Here is a 13,468-nt window from a genome sequence, read left to right as displayed (position 1 = left end):
GAGCGGGCGCGCCCGCCCCCACAGGCTTCACCGTCCGCCTAATATCCCTGGCTGGAGGAACCACCATGTCACTGAGCGTCTTCGACCTGTTCAAGATCGGCATCGGCCCCTCCAGCTCCCACACGGTCGGCCCGATGCGCGCCGCCGCACGGTTCGCCGAAGGGCTGCGCCGTGATGACCTGCTCACCCGCACCGCCAGCGTCAAGGCCGAGCTGTATGGCTCGCTGGGCGCAACCGGCAAGGGCCACGGCAGCGACAAGGCGGTCTTGCTCGGCCTCGAAGGCGAGCACCCGGACACCGTCGACACCGAATCCATCCCCGCGCGCCTGCAAGTGATCCGCGACAGCGGCCGCCTGCGTGTGCTCGGCGAACACGACATTGCCTTTAACGAGAAACAACACCTGGCAATGATCCGCAAGCCACTGGACTACCACCCCAACGGCATGATCTTCCGCGCCTTCGACGACGCCGGCCTGCAAATCCGCAGCCGCGAATACTACTCGGTGGGCGGTGGTTTCGTGGTCGACGAGGATGCCGCCGGCCACGACCGCATCGTCGAGGACAGCACCGTGCTGCCCTACCCGTTCAAAACCGCCAAGGAACTGCTTGGCCACTGCACCACGCAGAACCTGTCGGTAAGCCAGGTGATGCTGGCCAATGAGGCCGCCTGGCGCCCGGAGGCAGAAACCCGCGCCGGGCTGCTGCGTATCTGGCAAGTGATGCAGGATTGTGTCGATGCCGGCTGCCAGCATGAGGGCATTCTGCCAGGCGGGCTCAAGGTCAAGCGGCGGGCCCCAGCCCTGTACCGCCAGCTGAGCCGTCACCCGGAGGCCAGCCTGCGCGATGCGCTGTCGGTGCTCGACTGGGTCAACCTCTATGCCCTGGCGGTGAACGAGGAAAATGCCAATGGCGGGCGTGTGGTTACCGCGCCCACCAATGGCGCGGCGGGCATCGTCCCGGCGGTGCTGCACTACTACATGCGCTTCGTGCCGGGCGCCAGCGAAGACGGGGTGGTGCGTTTTCTGCTCACCGCCGCAGCCATCGGCATCCTGTACAAGGAGAATGCCTCTATCTCCGGCGCCGAAGTGGGCTGCCAGGGCGAGGTCGGCGTGGCGTGCTCCATGGCGGCGGGGGCACTGTGCGAAGTGATGGGGGGCAGCGTGCAACAGGTGGAGAACGCTGCCGAAATCGGCATGGAACACAACCTGGGCCTGACCTGCGACCCGATCGGCGGCTTGGTTCAGGTGCCCTGCATCGAGCGCAATGCCATGGGCTCGGTGAAGGCGATCAACGCCGTGCGCATGGCCTTGCGCGGCGACGGGCAGCACTTCGTGTCGCTCGACAAGGTCATCCGCACCATGCGCCAGACCGGCGCCGATATGAAAAGCAAATACAAGGAGACCGCCCGCGGCGGTCTTGCCGTCAACATCATCGAATGTTGACCCCACAATAAAACCAAGGAGTCACCGATGTCCGAAACACTGCTCAAGACCCCACTGCACGCCCTGCACCTGGAACTGGGTGCGCGCATGGTGCCGTTTGCCGGCTACGACATGCCGGTGCAGTACCCGCTTGGGGTGCTCAAGGAGCATTTGCACACCCGCGAGCAGGCCGGCCTGTTCGATGTCTCGCACATGGGCCAGATCATCCTGCGCGGTGCCGATGCCGCCAAGGCCCTGGAAAGCCTGGTGCCGGTGGATATCATCGACCTGCCGGTGGGCATGCAGCGCTATGCCATGTTCACCAATGAACAAGGCGGCATCCTTGACGACCTGATGGTTGCCAACCTGGGCGACGATACCCTGTTCCTGGTGGTCAACGCAGCCTGCAAGGACCAGGACCTGGCCCACCTGCAAACACACATCGGGAGCCGTTGCGAGGTGCAGCCGCTGTTCGACCAACGTGCCCTGCTCGCCCTGCAAGGGCCGGCCGCGGTCAAGGTGCTGGAGCGCATGGCCCCGGAAGTGGCCGGCATGACCTTCATGCAGTTCCGGCCGGTAAAACTGCTGGGTGAAGACTGCTTCGTCAGCCGCTCAGGCTACACCGGCGAAGACGGCTACGAAATTTCGGTACCGGTCCAGGCCGCCGACGCCTTGGCCCGCAGCCTGCTGGCCGAGCCCGAAGTACAGCCCATTGGCCTGGGCGCGCGGGACTCGCTGCGCCTGGAAGCCGGCCTGTGCCTGTATGGCCATGACATGAATACCGAGACGACCCCGATCGAAGCCAGCCTGCTGTGGGCGATTTCCAAGGTGCGCCGTGCCGACGGTGCACGTGCTGCCGGCTTCCCCGGCGCCGAAGCGATCTTTACCCACCAGCGCGACGGTGTGGCGCGCAAACGTGTTGGCCTGTTGCCCCAGGAGCGCACGCCGGTACGTGAAGGCGCCGATATTGTTGATGCCAACGATAAACCGGTGGGCAAAGTGTGCAGCGGTGGCTTCGGGCCGACACTCGGCGCACCGGTTGCAATGGGTTATGTCGATAATGAACATGCTGCACTCGATACCGCACTGTTTGCCGTAGTGCGTGGCAAGAAGGTTGCCCTGAAGGTCAGCAAAATGCCTTTCGTGGCGCAACGTTACTACCGTGGCTGAAACGGCTTTGTGAAGGTTGCGGTCAGGTTCGGGATATTCGATTTCGAACCTGCCCAATAACTTTTGAACATGGCGCCAGGCCAGGCGCCATGCCGTTTCCGACAATTCGGTCGGTTATCGGCAAGCGGTCGATTTCCCCTGCGGGCAAGGGCTTGTTTTTCGCTCGGGAGTTGGCGTAGAGTCACTGCACTGTGTTTGCATGGGTCGCAACAGTTCGTGACCTGGGCCAGTAGCCGCAATCTGCTACAACCCGTTCGACGTCTCTTACTTTCCTGCAACCCAGCCCAGTAATCTTTTGCTTACAAACAATGCAGAAGAAACTGTCATCAAAAATTAGTTTCATAGGAAATAAGACAATGGCTGAGCGTCAGAGCGGTACCGTCAAGTGGTTCAATGACGAAAAAGGTTACGGCTTCATCACCCCAGAGACCGGTCCGGATCTGTTCGTGCACTTCCGCGCAATCCAAGGTAACGGCTTCAAGAGCCTGAAAGAAGGCCAGAAAGTGACCTTCATTGCTGTGCAAGGCCAAAAGGGCATGCAGGCTGACGAAGTCCAGGCAGAAGGCTGAAACTTCTATAAAAGAGCCCCTGCGTTGACGCGCAGGGGCTTTTTTTTGCTTGCAATTCCATAGAATGAGCCTTTTCCATTCGGAGCTGCCCAGCGATGCCCAAGCCCCACCTTCTCCCACAGGGTGACTTCCCCGCCGCTGGCTTTGGCCGACGACTGGCCGCGATGTTCTACGACTTCCTGCTGTGTACTGCACTGCTGATCGTGACCGCCGGTGCCTACAAGCTGATCCAGATGGCGATCATTGGCGAAGCGCGCATGCGTGAGCTGACCGAGGCCGGTGCACTGGATGGCGACCCGCTACTGTCGACGGTACTGCTGTTCGCCTTGTTCGGCTTCTTTGCCAAGTTCTGGACCCATGGCGGGCAGACGCTGGGCATGCAGGTGTGGGGCGTGCGCGTGCAGAATGCCGATGGCTCAGCCATCAGCCTGTGGCAGGCATTGTTGCGCTTCGTGGTATCCATTGCCTCATGGCTGTGCCTGGGGCTGGGTTTTTTCTGGGTGTTGATCGACAAGCGAAAGCGTGGCTGGCATGACATCTATTCGGAAAGCCAGCTGGTGCGGGTACCGAAGCAAAAGAGATGACTTGAGCGTTGTGTTGCCTGCTCCGGCCATAGGGCCATCAGCCACAAAAAAGCCGACCCTGAGGTCGGCTTTTTCATGCAGCTCAGGCCATCAACCCGCCCGGCGCAACAGCCAGACACCGGCCAAGGCACAGATCCCCGCCGGGATCACCACCGCCAGCAGCGGCGGGAAGCCGAACACCTGGCTCGAAGGCCCCAGCAGGTCCTGGGCAATACGGAACACGAAACCCACCAGCACACCGGTGAACACACGCTGGCCCAGGGTGACCGAACGCAGCGGGCCGAAGATGAACGAGATCGCCATCAGCACCAGCGCCGCGGTAACCAGCGGCTGCAGCACCTTGGTCCAGAACGCCAACCAGTAACGGGCATTGTTCAGGCCCTGGTCGGACAGGTAGTGGATGTAATCCCACAACCCGGTAATGGACAGCGACTCCGGCGCCAGGATCACGGTATTGAGCAGTTCTGGCGTGAGCGAAACGTCCCAGCGCTCCTGCGGCGCGCCGACCACTTCGGTGTGGTCGCCACGGAAGTAGGTGGTACGCACGTCGGCGAGCAGCCAGTGGTCGTTCTGGTACTGCGCGCGGCGGGCGAAGCTTGAGGTGACGATCTTGCGCTCGCTGTCGAAGCGGTAACGGGTCACACCCAGCAGCAGGCCGTTGGGCTGTACGGAGTTGATGTGCACATACTCTTCACCCTGGCGGTGCCACATGCCGCGCTTGGAGCTCTGCGCCTCACCACCGCCCTGGGCCAGGGAACGGTCGGCCTGGGCCTTGTTCTCGGTCACCGGTGCCACGTATTCGCCGATCAGCAGCCCTACCAGCATCAGCACCAGCATCGGCTTCATCACCGCCCAGACGATGCGGCCGATAGACACCCCGGCCGCACGCATGATGGTCAGTTCGCTGCTGCTGGCCAGGCTGCCCAGGCCGATCAGGCAGCCGATCAAGGCCGCCATCGGCAGCATGTCATAGAGCCGCCGGGGTGCTGTCAGCAGGACGAAGTTGCCGGCCTCCATCAACGTGTAGGTATCACTCAGGTCGCCCATCTCGTCGATGAAGGCGAACAGCGAGGCCAGGCCGAGGATGATGCCCAGCACGGCCAGGATGGCCAGCAGCACGCTCTGGCCGATGTAGCGGTCCAGCTTACCCATGGGCCACCTCCGCACGACGGGCGGCACGCTTGAGGCGCAGCGGTTCCCAGTACAACAGGCCAAGGCCGATCAACAGGAACAGGCCGTGGACCCACCACATGCCCAGGCCAATCGGCAATTTGCCCTTCTCGAGGGCGCCACGTACGGAAATCAGCATTGTCAGGTAAGCCATGTACAAAAGAATTGCCGGCAGCAGCTTGAGGAAGCGGCCCTGACGGGGGTTGACCCGGGACAGCGGCACCGCCAGCAAGGTAACGACGAATACCAGGATCGGCAGCGACAACCGCCACTGCAGCTCGGCGCGCTCTCGCAGGCCCTCCTTGCCGATCAGCTCGGAAGTGGGAATGGCTTCGCGCTCGGTCACTTCTTCGGCCACTTCCGGTTTGGGCAGCTGCACGCCATAGGTGTCGTACTTGATCGCACGGTAATCGGCCTGACCAGGATTGCCGTCATAGCGGTAGCCGTTTTCCAGCACCAGGTAGCGGTTACCGTCGGCCTGGATCTCCTGGTGACCTTTTTCAGCGACCAGTACCGACGGGGCACGGTCCTTGGTCTTGTCCTGGTTGAAGCGCTTCTCGGAGATGAACACCCCGGACAGGTTGACGCGGTCGTCCGACAGCTGCTCGGTGTAGGTCACCCGCGAACCGTCACGCAGGGTCTGGAAGCGGCCCGGCACCAAGGTGTCGAACTCGGTCAGCGTGTCCTGCTGGGCAATGATCTGCTGCACCTGGGCAACGCCCAACGGCGCAAGGCTCAGGCTCAGCCAGGCCACCAGCAGGGCAACCAGGGCCGCCGGCGCCATGGTCAGCCCCAACAGGCGCTGCTGGCTCATACCGGTTGCAGACAGCACGGTCATCTCGCTTTCCAGGTACAGCCGCCCGTAAGCCAGCAAAATGCCGAGGAACAGCCCCAGAGGCAGGATCAGTTGCAGGAAACCCGGCAGCCGGAAGCCCATGATCAGGAACAGCACGCCCGGATCGAGCACGCCCTGAGCGGCCTGGGCCAGATATTTGATGAAGCGCCCACTCATGATGATCACCAGCAGCACTGCGCTGACGGCGCTCAAGGTCACCAGGACCTCGCGGGACAGATAACGAAAGACGATCAAACCAGACACTCCTGGGTTGTCAGGGCGGACTGCCATGCAATGGCGCCAAACAATGACTTAGTACAGCCAAGACCAATGCCGGTTCGCCAAAGGCGAACCTCCATGTAAAGTGCGCGCATTATCCTGTGATTGACCGCGCCTGTCACTTGGCCGCGCATGAAGGCGCATATCGGGGTTGTCAGCACGCTTGCCGCAGGCTCAAACTGGCAGCTTTTCCGCTGGCGCGCGACTACGCGGCCAAGCCCGTCCTGAGCGCTGGAACACACAGCGCCACTTGTATCGATCATTCGGGGACCCTGACATGGAACTGGTTGTAAAAAGCGTAGCTGCTGCATCCGTAAAAACTGCCGCCCTGGTCATTCCGGTAGGTGAAAACCGCAAGCTTGGCGCCGTTGCCAAGGCGGTCGACCTGGCCAGCGAAGGTGCCATCAGCGCTGTGCTCAAACGCGGCGACCTGGTTGGCAAGCCAGGCCAGACCCTGCTGCTGCAGAACCTGCAGGGCCTGAAAGCTGAGCGCGTGCTGCTGGTGGGCAGTGGCAAGGACGAAGCCCTGGGTGACCGCACCTGGCGCAAACTGGTCGCCAGCGTGGCCGGCGTGCTCAAGGGCCTGAATGGCGCCGATGCCGTGCTGGCCCTGGACGATGTCGCAGTCAACAACCGCGATGCCCACTACGGCAAATACCGCCTGCTGGCAGAAACCCTGCTCGACGGCGAGTACGTGTTCGACCGCTTCAAGAGCCAGAAGGTCGAGCCGCGCGCCCTGAAAAAAGTCACCCTGCTGGCCGACAAGGCCGGCCAGGCGGAAGTCGAGCGTGCCGTCAAGCACGCCAGCGCCATTGCCACCGGCATGGCCTTCACCCGTGATCTGGGCAACCTGCCGCCTAACCTGTGCCACCCAAGTTTCCTCGCCGAACAGGCCAAGGACCTGGGCAAGGCGCACAAGGCGCTGAAGGTCGAGGTACTGGACGAGAAGAAGATCAAGGACCTGGGCATGGGCGCGTTCTACGCCGTGGGCCAGGGCAGCGACCAGCCACCGCGCCTGATCGTGCTCAACTACCAGGGCGGCAAGAAGGCTGACAAGCCGTTCGTGCTGGTGGGCAAGGGCATCACCTTCGATACCGGCGGCATCAGCCTCAAGCCAGGCGCCGGCATGGACGAAATGAAGTACGACATGTGCGGCGCTGCCAGCGTGCTCGGCACCCTGCGTGCAGTGCTTGAACTGCAACTGCCAGTCAACCTGGTATGCCTGCTGGCCTGCGCCGAGAACATGCCAAGCGGCGGCGCCACCCGCCCGGGTGACATCGTCACCACCATGAGCGGCCAGACCGTGGAAATTCTCAACACCGACGCCGAAGGCCGCCTGGTGCTGTGCGACACCCTGACCTACGCCGAGCGCTTCAAGCCGCAGGCGGTGATCGACATCGCCACCCTGACCGGCGCCTGCATCGTCGCCCTGGGCAGCCACACCACCGGCCTGATGGGCAACAACGACGACCTGGTCGGCCAGTTGCTCGACGCTGGCAAGCGCGCCGACGACCGTGCCTGGCAATTGCCGCTGTTCGACGAATACCAGGAGCAGCTGGACAGCCCGTTCGCCGACATGGGCAACATCGGCGGGCCGAAGGCCGGGACCATCACCGCAGGCTGCTTCCTGTCGCGCTTCGCCAAGGCCTACAACTGGGCGCACATGGACATCGCCGGTACCGCCTGGATCAGTGGTGGCAAGGACAAGGGCGCCACAGGCCGCCCGGTGCCCCTGCTGACCCAGTACCTGCTGGACCGCGCTGGCGCCTGACGCCGTGAGGCCGGTGGTGTCTAGCGCACCATCGGCCGGCGATGACCACCATGAGCAAAGTCGACTTCTACATCTTGCCCACCGACTCGCTGTCGGCGCGGCTCGATTTCGCCTGCAAACTGTGCGAAAAGGCCTGGCGCCTCGGTCACCGGGTCTATCTGCATTGCCAGGATGCCGAGCAGCGCAACGAGCTGGACCTGCGTTTGTGGCGCTTCAAGGGTGAGGCCTTCGTGCCCCACGACCTGGCCGAGCTGCATGCCGATGCCGGCGTCGCCCTTGGCCTGGATGACAGCGCGGGCGATCACCGCGACCTGCTGATCAACCTGGGGGCCGGCGTGCCGGGCTTCGTCGGCCAGTTCGAGCGCGTGGCCGAAATCGTGGTGGAAGAGCCTGGCATCCGCCAATCCGCCCGTGAACGATTCCGTTTCTACCGCGAACAGGGCTATGCTCTGCAAGACCACCGCTTACAGCGACTTTGACGACGATGGACAAGCCCTCCCCTTTGCCCGACTCCGCCCATCTGCTCGATGACCTCGAGTCGATCCGCCAGCTGCTTGGCGATGCCGACCTGCAACCGCCGCTGCTGACCGAGACGGTGGAGCAGATCCCGTTGCTGCTGGAAGAACCTGCCGGTCACCCTGCACCTGATAGCAAACCGATCGCTGTCGAGCCCGAGGAAGACCCGCAGACCCGCCGGCAGGACACCCTGCTGCACCTGGAAAGCGAGCTGCGCGCAGCGGCGCAGATGATCATGCAGGACGTGATCAACGACTTCACCCCGCATATCGAAAACGAGATCAAGCGCCGGCTGGATGCGCGGATCGAGCGCTTGATCAAGCGTACCGAGTGATATTCCGGGGCCGCTTTGCGGCCCATTCGCGGCACAAGGCCGCTTCTGCAGGCACCGCGATCCCTGTAGGAGCGGCCTTGCGCCGCGAATGGGCTGCAAAGCAGCCCCAGCGGCTGTCGCCTCAACACCCCAGCTTGGTTATACTTCCCGGCTTTCCCGAATAAATGCACAGGGTCCCGCCGCGCATGGATAAGACCTACCAGCCGCACGCCATCGAAACTTCCTGGTACAACACCTGGGAGTCCGAGAACTATTTCGCCCCACAAGGTGCAGGCGAGTCCTACACCATCATGATCCCGCCGCCGAACGTGACCGGCAGCCTGCACATGGGCCACGGGTTCAACAACGCGATCATGGATGCCCTGATCCGTTTCCGCCGTATGCAAGGCCGCGACACCCTCTGGCAGCCAGGTACCGACCACGCCGGTATCGCCACCCAGATGCTGGTCGAGCGCCAGCTCGAAGCCAAGGGCCAGAACCGGCATGACCTGGGCCGCGAAAAGTTCCTGGAAAAGGTCTGGGAATGGAAGGACCAGTCCGGCGGCAACATCAGCCGCCAGATCCGCCGCCTGGGCTCGTCGGTAGACTGGAGCCGCGAGCGCTTCACCATGGACGACGGCCTGTCCGAAGCGGTCAAGGAAGCTTTCGTGCGCCTGCATGAAGACGGCCTGATCTACCGCGGCAAGCGCCTGGTCAACTGGGACACCAAGCTGCACACGGCCATCTCCGACCTCGAAGTGGAAAACCACGACGAAAAAGGCCACCTGTGGAACCTGCGCTACCCGCTCGCCGACGGCGCCAAGACCGCCGAAGGCCTGGACTACCTGGTCGTCGCCACCACCCGTCCGGAAACCCTGCTGGGTGACGCAGCCGTTGCGGTCAACCCGAACGACGAACGCTACCAGGCACTGATCGGCAAGTTCGTCGAACTGCCGCTGGTCGGCCGCCGCATCCCGATCATCGCCGACGACTACTGCGACCCCGAGTTCGGTACCGGCTGCGTGAAGATCACCCCGGCTCACGACTTCAACGACTATGAAGTCGGCAAGCGCCACAACCTGCCACTGCTGAACATCTTCGACAAGAACGCCTTCGTGCTGGCCAGTGCCCAGGCCTTCAACCTCGACGGCAGCGTCAACGAGCAGGTCGACACCCGCCTGCCGGCCCAGTACGCCAACCTCGACCGCTTCGTCGCGCGCAAGCAGATCGTTGCCGACCTCGACGCCCAGGGCCTGCTGGTGAGCATTGACGACCACGCCCTGAAAGTGCCGAAAGGCGACCGTTCGGGCACCGTCATCGAGCCGTGGCTGACCGACCAGTGGTACGTTTCCACCAAGCCGCTGGCAGAACCTGCCATCGCTGCCGTGGAAGATGGCCGCATCCAGTTCGTGCCCAAGCAGTACGAGAACATGTACTTCTCCTGGATGCGTGACATCCAGGACTGGTGCATCAGCCGCCAGCTGTGGTGGGGCCACCGCATCCCGGCGTGGTACGACGAGGCCGGCCAGGTCTACGTTGGCCGCGACGAAGCCGAAGTGCGTGCCAAGCACAACCTGGGCGCCGACGTGGCCCTGCGCCAGGACGACGACGTACTCGACACCTGGTTCAGCTCGGGCCTGTGGACCTTCTCCACCCTGGGCTGGCCGGAACAGACCGAGTTCCTCAAGAAGTTCCACTCCACCGATGTGCTGGTAACCGGCTTCGACATCATCTTCTTCTGGGTTGCGCGCATGATCATGCTGACCATGCACCTGATCAAGAACGAAGATGGCACCCCGCAGGTACCGTTCAAGACCGTGTATGTGCACGGCCTGGTACGCGACGGCCAGGGCCAGAAGATGTCCAAGTCCAAGGGCAACGTCCTCGACCCGCTGGACATCGTCGACGGCATTACCCTCGACGCCCTGCTGGAAAAACGCACCAGCGGCATGATGCAGCCCAAGCTGGCCGAGAAAATCGCCAAGCAGACCAAGGCCGAGTTCCCCGAGGGTATCGCCAGCTACGGCACCGACGCCCTGCGCTTCACCTTCTGCTCGCTGGCCTCCACTGGCCGCGACATCAAGTTCGACATGGGCCGCGTCGAAGGCTACCGCAACTTCTGCAACAAGATCTGGAACGCCGCCCGCTATGTGCTGGACAAGGGCGAGGACTGCGGCCAGAACGGCGAAGCCTACGAGCTGTCGCTGGCTGACCGCTGGATCATCTCGCAGCTGCAGCGCACCGAAGCCGAAGTGACCCGCCAGCTGGAGCAGTTCCGCTTCGACCTGGCCAGCCAGGCGCTGTACGAGTTCATCTGGAACCAGTACTGCGATTGGTACCTGGAACTGTCCAAGCCGGTACTGTGGGACGAAAACGCCCCGGTCGAGCGCGCCCGTGGCACCCGCCGCACTTTGGTGCGCGTACTGGAAGTGGCGCTGCGCCTGGCGCACCCGTTCATGCCTTTCATTACCGAAGAAATCTGGCAGCGTATCGCGCCGCTGGCCGGTATCGAAGGCAAGACCATCATGCTGCAGCCTTGGCCAGTGGCCAATGAAGCCCGTATCGACGCGGCTGCCGAAGGCGACATCGAGTGGCTGAAGGAGCTGATGGTCGGCCTGCGCAATATCCGCGCCGAAATGAACATCGGCCCAGGCAAGCCACTGCCGCTGTTCCTGAAGAACGCCAACGCCGACGACCAGCGCCGCCTGCAGGAAAACGAAGCGCTGCTGAAGAAACTGGCCAAGGTCGAGTCGTTCACCGTCCTGGGGGATGCTGATGAGGCGCCGTTGTCGGCCACTGCCTTGGTCGGTGACCTGCAAGTGCTGGTGCCTATGGCTGGCCTGATCGACAAGGATGCCGAGCTGGCGCGCCTGAACAAGGAAATCCAGCGTCTGCAAGGCGAAGTGCAACGCGTGGGCGGCAAGCTCTCCAACGCCGCCTTCGTCGACAAGGCACCGCCTGCGGTGATCGAGAAGGAACGCGCCAAGCTGGCCGAGTCCGAACAGGCCCTCGCCAACTTCACCGAGCAGCATGCGCGGATTGCTGCGCTGTAACTTGACAATGCTGACCTGACCCGCGAGGGCTTTGCCCTCGTTCGCGGCACAAGGCCGCTCCTACAGGGACGGCGCCGGTTTGAAGGGCGCCGCTATCCTGTGGGAGCGGCCTTGTGCCGCGAATGGGCCCACAGCGGCCCTCTGGCCAGCACCTGCAGCACCGGACCCGAGCATGACCCAAAACAAACCCACCTTGCACCCGCGCAACCGCCACCAGGGCCGTTACGACTTCCCCAGCCTGATCAAGGCCCACCCTGACCTGGCCCGTTTCACCATTACCAACCCACACGGCAAACCCAGCATCGACTTCGCCAACCCCGAAGCCGTGCGGGTGTTCAATCGTGCCCTGCTCAAGGCCCAGTACGGCATTCAGCACTGGGACATCCCCGCCGACTACCTGTGCCCGCCCATTCCCGGCCGCGCCGACTACATCCACGTGGCCGCCGACCTGTTGGCCGACGACAATGCGGGTGAAATCCCCAAGGGCGCCAAGGTGCATGCGCTGGATATCGGCGTTGGCGCCAACTGCATCTACCCGCTGCTGGGCTACAGTGACTACCGCTGGCGCTTCCTCGGCTCGGACATCGACCCCGTGGCCCTGGCCTCGGCCAAAGCCATTGTCCAGGCCAATGGCCTGGGCAAGGCCATCACCCTGCGCCAGCAGGCCAACCGCGCGCATATTCTCAGCGGCTTGCTGCAGGACGACGACCGCTTCGACCTGACCCTGTGCAACCCGCCCTTCCATGCCTCGCGCGAGGAAGCCACCCGTGGCAGCCAACGCAAGTGGAAGAACCTGGGCAAGCAGGACCCCAAGCGCAAGCTGCCGGTGCTGAACTTCGGCGGCCAGAACAATGAACTGTGGTGTGAAGGCGGTGAAATCCGCTTTGTCAGCCAACTGGTTGGCGAAAGCGTGCAATACGCCGAGCAGGTGTTGTGGTTCACCAGCCTGGTATCCAAAGCCAGCAACCTGCCGGGTATCGAGGCTGCGCTCAGCAAAGCAGGCGCCAAAGCCGTGCGCATCCATGACATGGGCCAGGGCCAGAAGCAGAGCCGCATGGTCGCCTGGAGCTTCCAGGACGACGCCGCGCGCAAGGCCTGGCACGCCCGGCGTAAAACCCAGGCATGAAAAAACCGCGCCTGGGCAAGCCAGGCGCGGTTTTTGTCAACGCTTCAACAATTACTTGTTGATGGCATCGGTCAGCACTTTGGCTGGAACGAACTTGACGACTTTCTTGGCAGCGATTTCGATGGCAGCGCCAGTCGAAGGGTTGCGGCCGGTACGGGCAGGACGCTCGGAGACTTTCAGCTTGCCGATGCCTGGCAGAGTGATTTCAGCGCCGTTTTCCAGCTGGTCGGCAACGATCTGGCCCAGTTGCTCCAGAGCGTTCTTGGCGGTGGTTTTTGGCGCGGCGATCGATTCGGCGATGTCGGCAATCAGTTGGTCTTTGGTCAATGCCATGGTGGTGTTCCTTCCCTATCAAATTCGATGGTTATGCAGCGAACTACGACGTTATCGGGCCAGCCCCTTACAGTGGAGGGCCGCGCCAATTGCGTATGTAGATACATAAATCGGCGTTTGGTTCGACACGACGACAGCACGCTGCCAGCACTGCGCCACACGAGGGGCGCAAGACCGCGCAAAACTACCACAGGAATGGATAAATATCCGCTGCGCACTTCGATTTAATGCAGGTTTTTCGGGGGTTTTAGCCTAAAACGCAGAAAACTGAACAAAAAACGAACAACCGACATATCTGCCAACATACGGCCACTGCATCACCTTGTGT

Annotated in this window: 12 protein-coding genes; 9 read left to right on the top strand and 3 right to left on the bottom strand. The window is 62.7% G+C overall.

Annotation, left to right across the window (positions count from 1 at the left end; all coding sequences use genetic code 11):
* Positions 1–65: 65 nt before the first annotated feature.
* The 4 genes from OZ911_RS04860 (at position 66) to OZ911_RS04845 (ending at position 3,744) form a co-directional block, all read left to right on the top strand.
* A complete protein-coding gene (locus OZ911_RS04860; RefSeq protein WP_016485070.1) occupies positions 66–1,442 on the top strand; it encodes an L-serine ammonia-lyase in 1,377 nt (458 codons plus the stop codon).
* Between the two features lie 27 nt (positions 1,443–1,469).
* On the top strand, positions 1,470–2,591 hold the full coding sequence (gene gcvT / locus OZ911_RS04855; protein ID WP_023046958.1) for a glycine cleavage system aminomethyltransferase GcvT: 1,122 nt from the start codon (positions 1,470–1,472) through the stop codon (positions 2,589–2,591).
* A 356-nt stretch (positions 2,592–2,947) separates the two neighbouring features.
* Complete coding sequence (locus tag OZ911_RS04850) at positions 2,948–3,160, top strand: cold-shock protein (protein WP_016485068.1); 213 nt, start codon at positions 2,948–2,950, stop codon at positions 3,158–3,160.
* A gap of 95 nt (positions 3,161–3,255) precedes the next feature.
* Positions 3,256–3,744, top strand: coding sequence for an RDD family protein (locus OZ911_RS04845; protein WP_023046957.1), 489 nt, complete (start codon positions 3,256–3,258; stop codon positions 3,742–3,744).
* A 90-nt stretch (positions 3,745–3,834) separates the two neighbouring features.
* On the opposite strand, the gene lptG is transcribed toward OZ911_RS04845, so the two are convergent.
* Positions 3,835–4,896 carry an LPS export ABC transporter permease LptG gene (gene lptG / locus OZ911_RS04840; RefSeq protein ID WP_197888132.1) on the bottom strand — a complete coding sequence of 354 codons (1,062 nt, stop codon included), beginning with the start codon at positions 4,894–4,896 and terminating at the stop codon, positions 3,835–3,837.
* Positions 4,889–6,004 carry an LPS export ABC transporter permease LptF gene (lptF, locus tag OZ911_RS04835; protein WP_016485065.1) on the bottom strand — a complete coding sequence of 372 codons (1,116 nt, stop codon included), beginning with the start codon at positions 6,002–6,004 and terminating at the stop codon, positions 4,889–4,891. The genes lptG and lptF overlap by 8 nt, the downstream gene beginning before the upstream one ends.
* A gap of 301 nt (positions 6,005–6,305) precedes the next feature.
* On the opposite strand from lptF, the gene OZ911_RS04830 reads away from it, so the two are divergent.
* From OZ911_RS04830 to rlmF, 5 genes are all read left to right on the top strand, one after another.
* Complete coding sequence (locus OZ911_RS04830; RefSeq protein WP_023046956.1) at positions 6,306–7,799, top strand: leucyl aminopeptidase; 1,494 nt, start codon at positions 6,306–6,308, stop codon at positions 7,797–7,799.
* Between the two features lie 50 nt (positions 7,800–7,849).
* The gene (locus OZ911_RS04825; protein WP_024717624.1) at positions 7,850–8,278 is read left to right on the top strand and encodes a DNA polymerase III subunit chi; all 429 of its coding nucleotides are present in this window, start codon (positions 7,850–7,852) and stop codon (positions 8,276–8,278) included.
* A 5-nt stretch (positions 8,279–8,283) separates the two neighbouring features.
* Entirely contained in the window at positions 8,284–8,649 is a 366-nt protein-coding gene (locus tag OZ911_RS04820) for a hypothetical protein (RefSeq protein WP_016485061.1), read from the top strand.
* A 185-nt stretch (positions 8,650–8,834) separates the two neighbouring features.
* Positions 8,835–11,681 carry a valine--tRNA ligase gene (locus OZ911_RS04815; protein WP_016485060.1) on the top strand — a complete coding sequence of 949 codons (2,847 nt, stop codon included), beginning with the start codon at positions 8,835–8,837 and terminating at the stop codon, positions 11,679–11,681.
* Between the two features lie 172 nt (positions 11,682–11,853).
* Positions 11,854–12,807: a 23S rRNA (adenine(1618)-N(6))-methyltransferase RlmF gene (gene rlmF / locus OZ911_RS04810; RefSeq protein WP_023046955.1), complete on the top strand. Its 954-nt coding sequence runs from the start codon at positions 11,854–11,856 to the stop codon at positions 12,805–12,807.
* Between the two features lie 51 nt (positions 12,808–12,858).
* Here rlmF and OZ911_RS04805 read toward each other — a convergent pair whose 3' ends face one another.
* Positions 12,859–13,140, bottom strand: coding sequence for an HU family DNA-binding protein (locus tag OZ911_RS04805; protein ID WP_023046954.1), 282 nt, complete (start codon positions 13,138–13,140; stop codon positions 12,859–12,861).
* Positions 13,141–13,468: the final 328 nt, after the last annotated feature.

Origin of the sequence: Pseudomonas fortuita (genome assembly GCF_026898135.2) — a bacterium.
Lineage (GTDB): Bacteria > Pseudomonadota > Gammaproteobacteria > Pseudomonadales > Pseudomonadaceae > Aquipseudomonas > Aquipseudomonas fortuita.
This window is presented reverse-complemented; position numbering and strand designations above follow the sequence as displayed.

Bases quoted from the DNA above. Each gene is read 5' to 3' on its own strand.
- OZ911_RS04860 (WP_016485070.1), top strand. From the start codon at position 66: ATGTCACTGAGCGTCTTCGACCTGTTCAAGATCGGCATCGGCCCCTCC.
- gcvT (WP_023046958.1), top strand. From the start codon at position 1,470: ATGTCCGAAACACTGCTCAAGACCCCACTGCACGCCCTGCACCTGGAA.
- OZ911_RS04850 (WP_016485068.1), top strand. From the start codon at position 2,948: ATGGCTGAGCGTCAGAGCGGTACCGTCAAGTGGTTCAATGACGAAAAA.
- OZ911_RS04845 (WP_023046957.1), top strand. From the start codon at position 3,256: ATGCCCAAGCCCCACCTTCTCCCACAGGGTGACTTCCCCGCCGCTGGC.
- lptG (WP_197888132.1), bottom strand. From the start codon at position 4,896: ATGGGTAAGCTGGACCGCTACATCGGCCAGAGCGTGCTGCTGGCCATC.
- OZ911_RS04830 (WP_023046956.1), top strand. From the start codon at position 6,306: ATGGAACTGGTTGTAAAAAGCGTAGCTGCTGCATCCGTAAAAACTGCC.
- OZ911_RS04825 (WP_024717624.1), top strand. From the start codon at position 7,850: ATGAGCAAAGTCGACTTCTACATCTTGCCCACCGACTCGCTGTCGGCG.
- OZ911_RS04820 (WP_016485061.1), top strand. From the start codon at position 8,284: ATGGACAAGCCCTCCCCTTTGCCCGACTCCGCCCATCTGCTCGATGAC.
- OZ911_RS04815 (WP_016485060.1), top strand. From the start codon at position 8,835: ATGGATAAGACCTACCAGCCGCACGCCATCGAAACTTCCTGGTACAAC.
- rlmF (WP_023046955.1), top strand. From the start codon at position 11,854: ATGACCCAAAACAAACCCACCTTGCACCCGCGCAACCGCCACCAGGGC.
- OZ911_RS04805 (WP_023046954.1), bottom strand. From the start codon at position 13,140: ATGGCATTGACCAAAGACCAACTGATTGCCGACATCGCCGAATCGATC.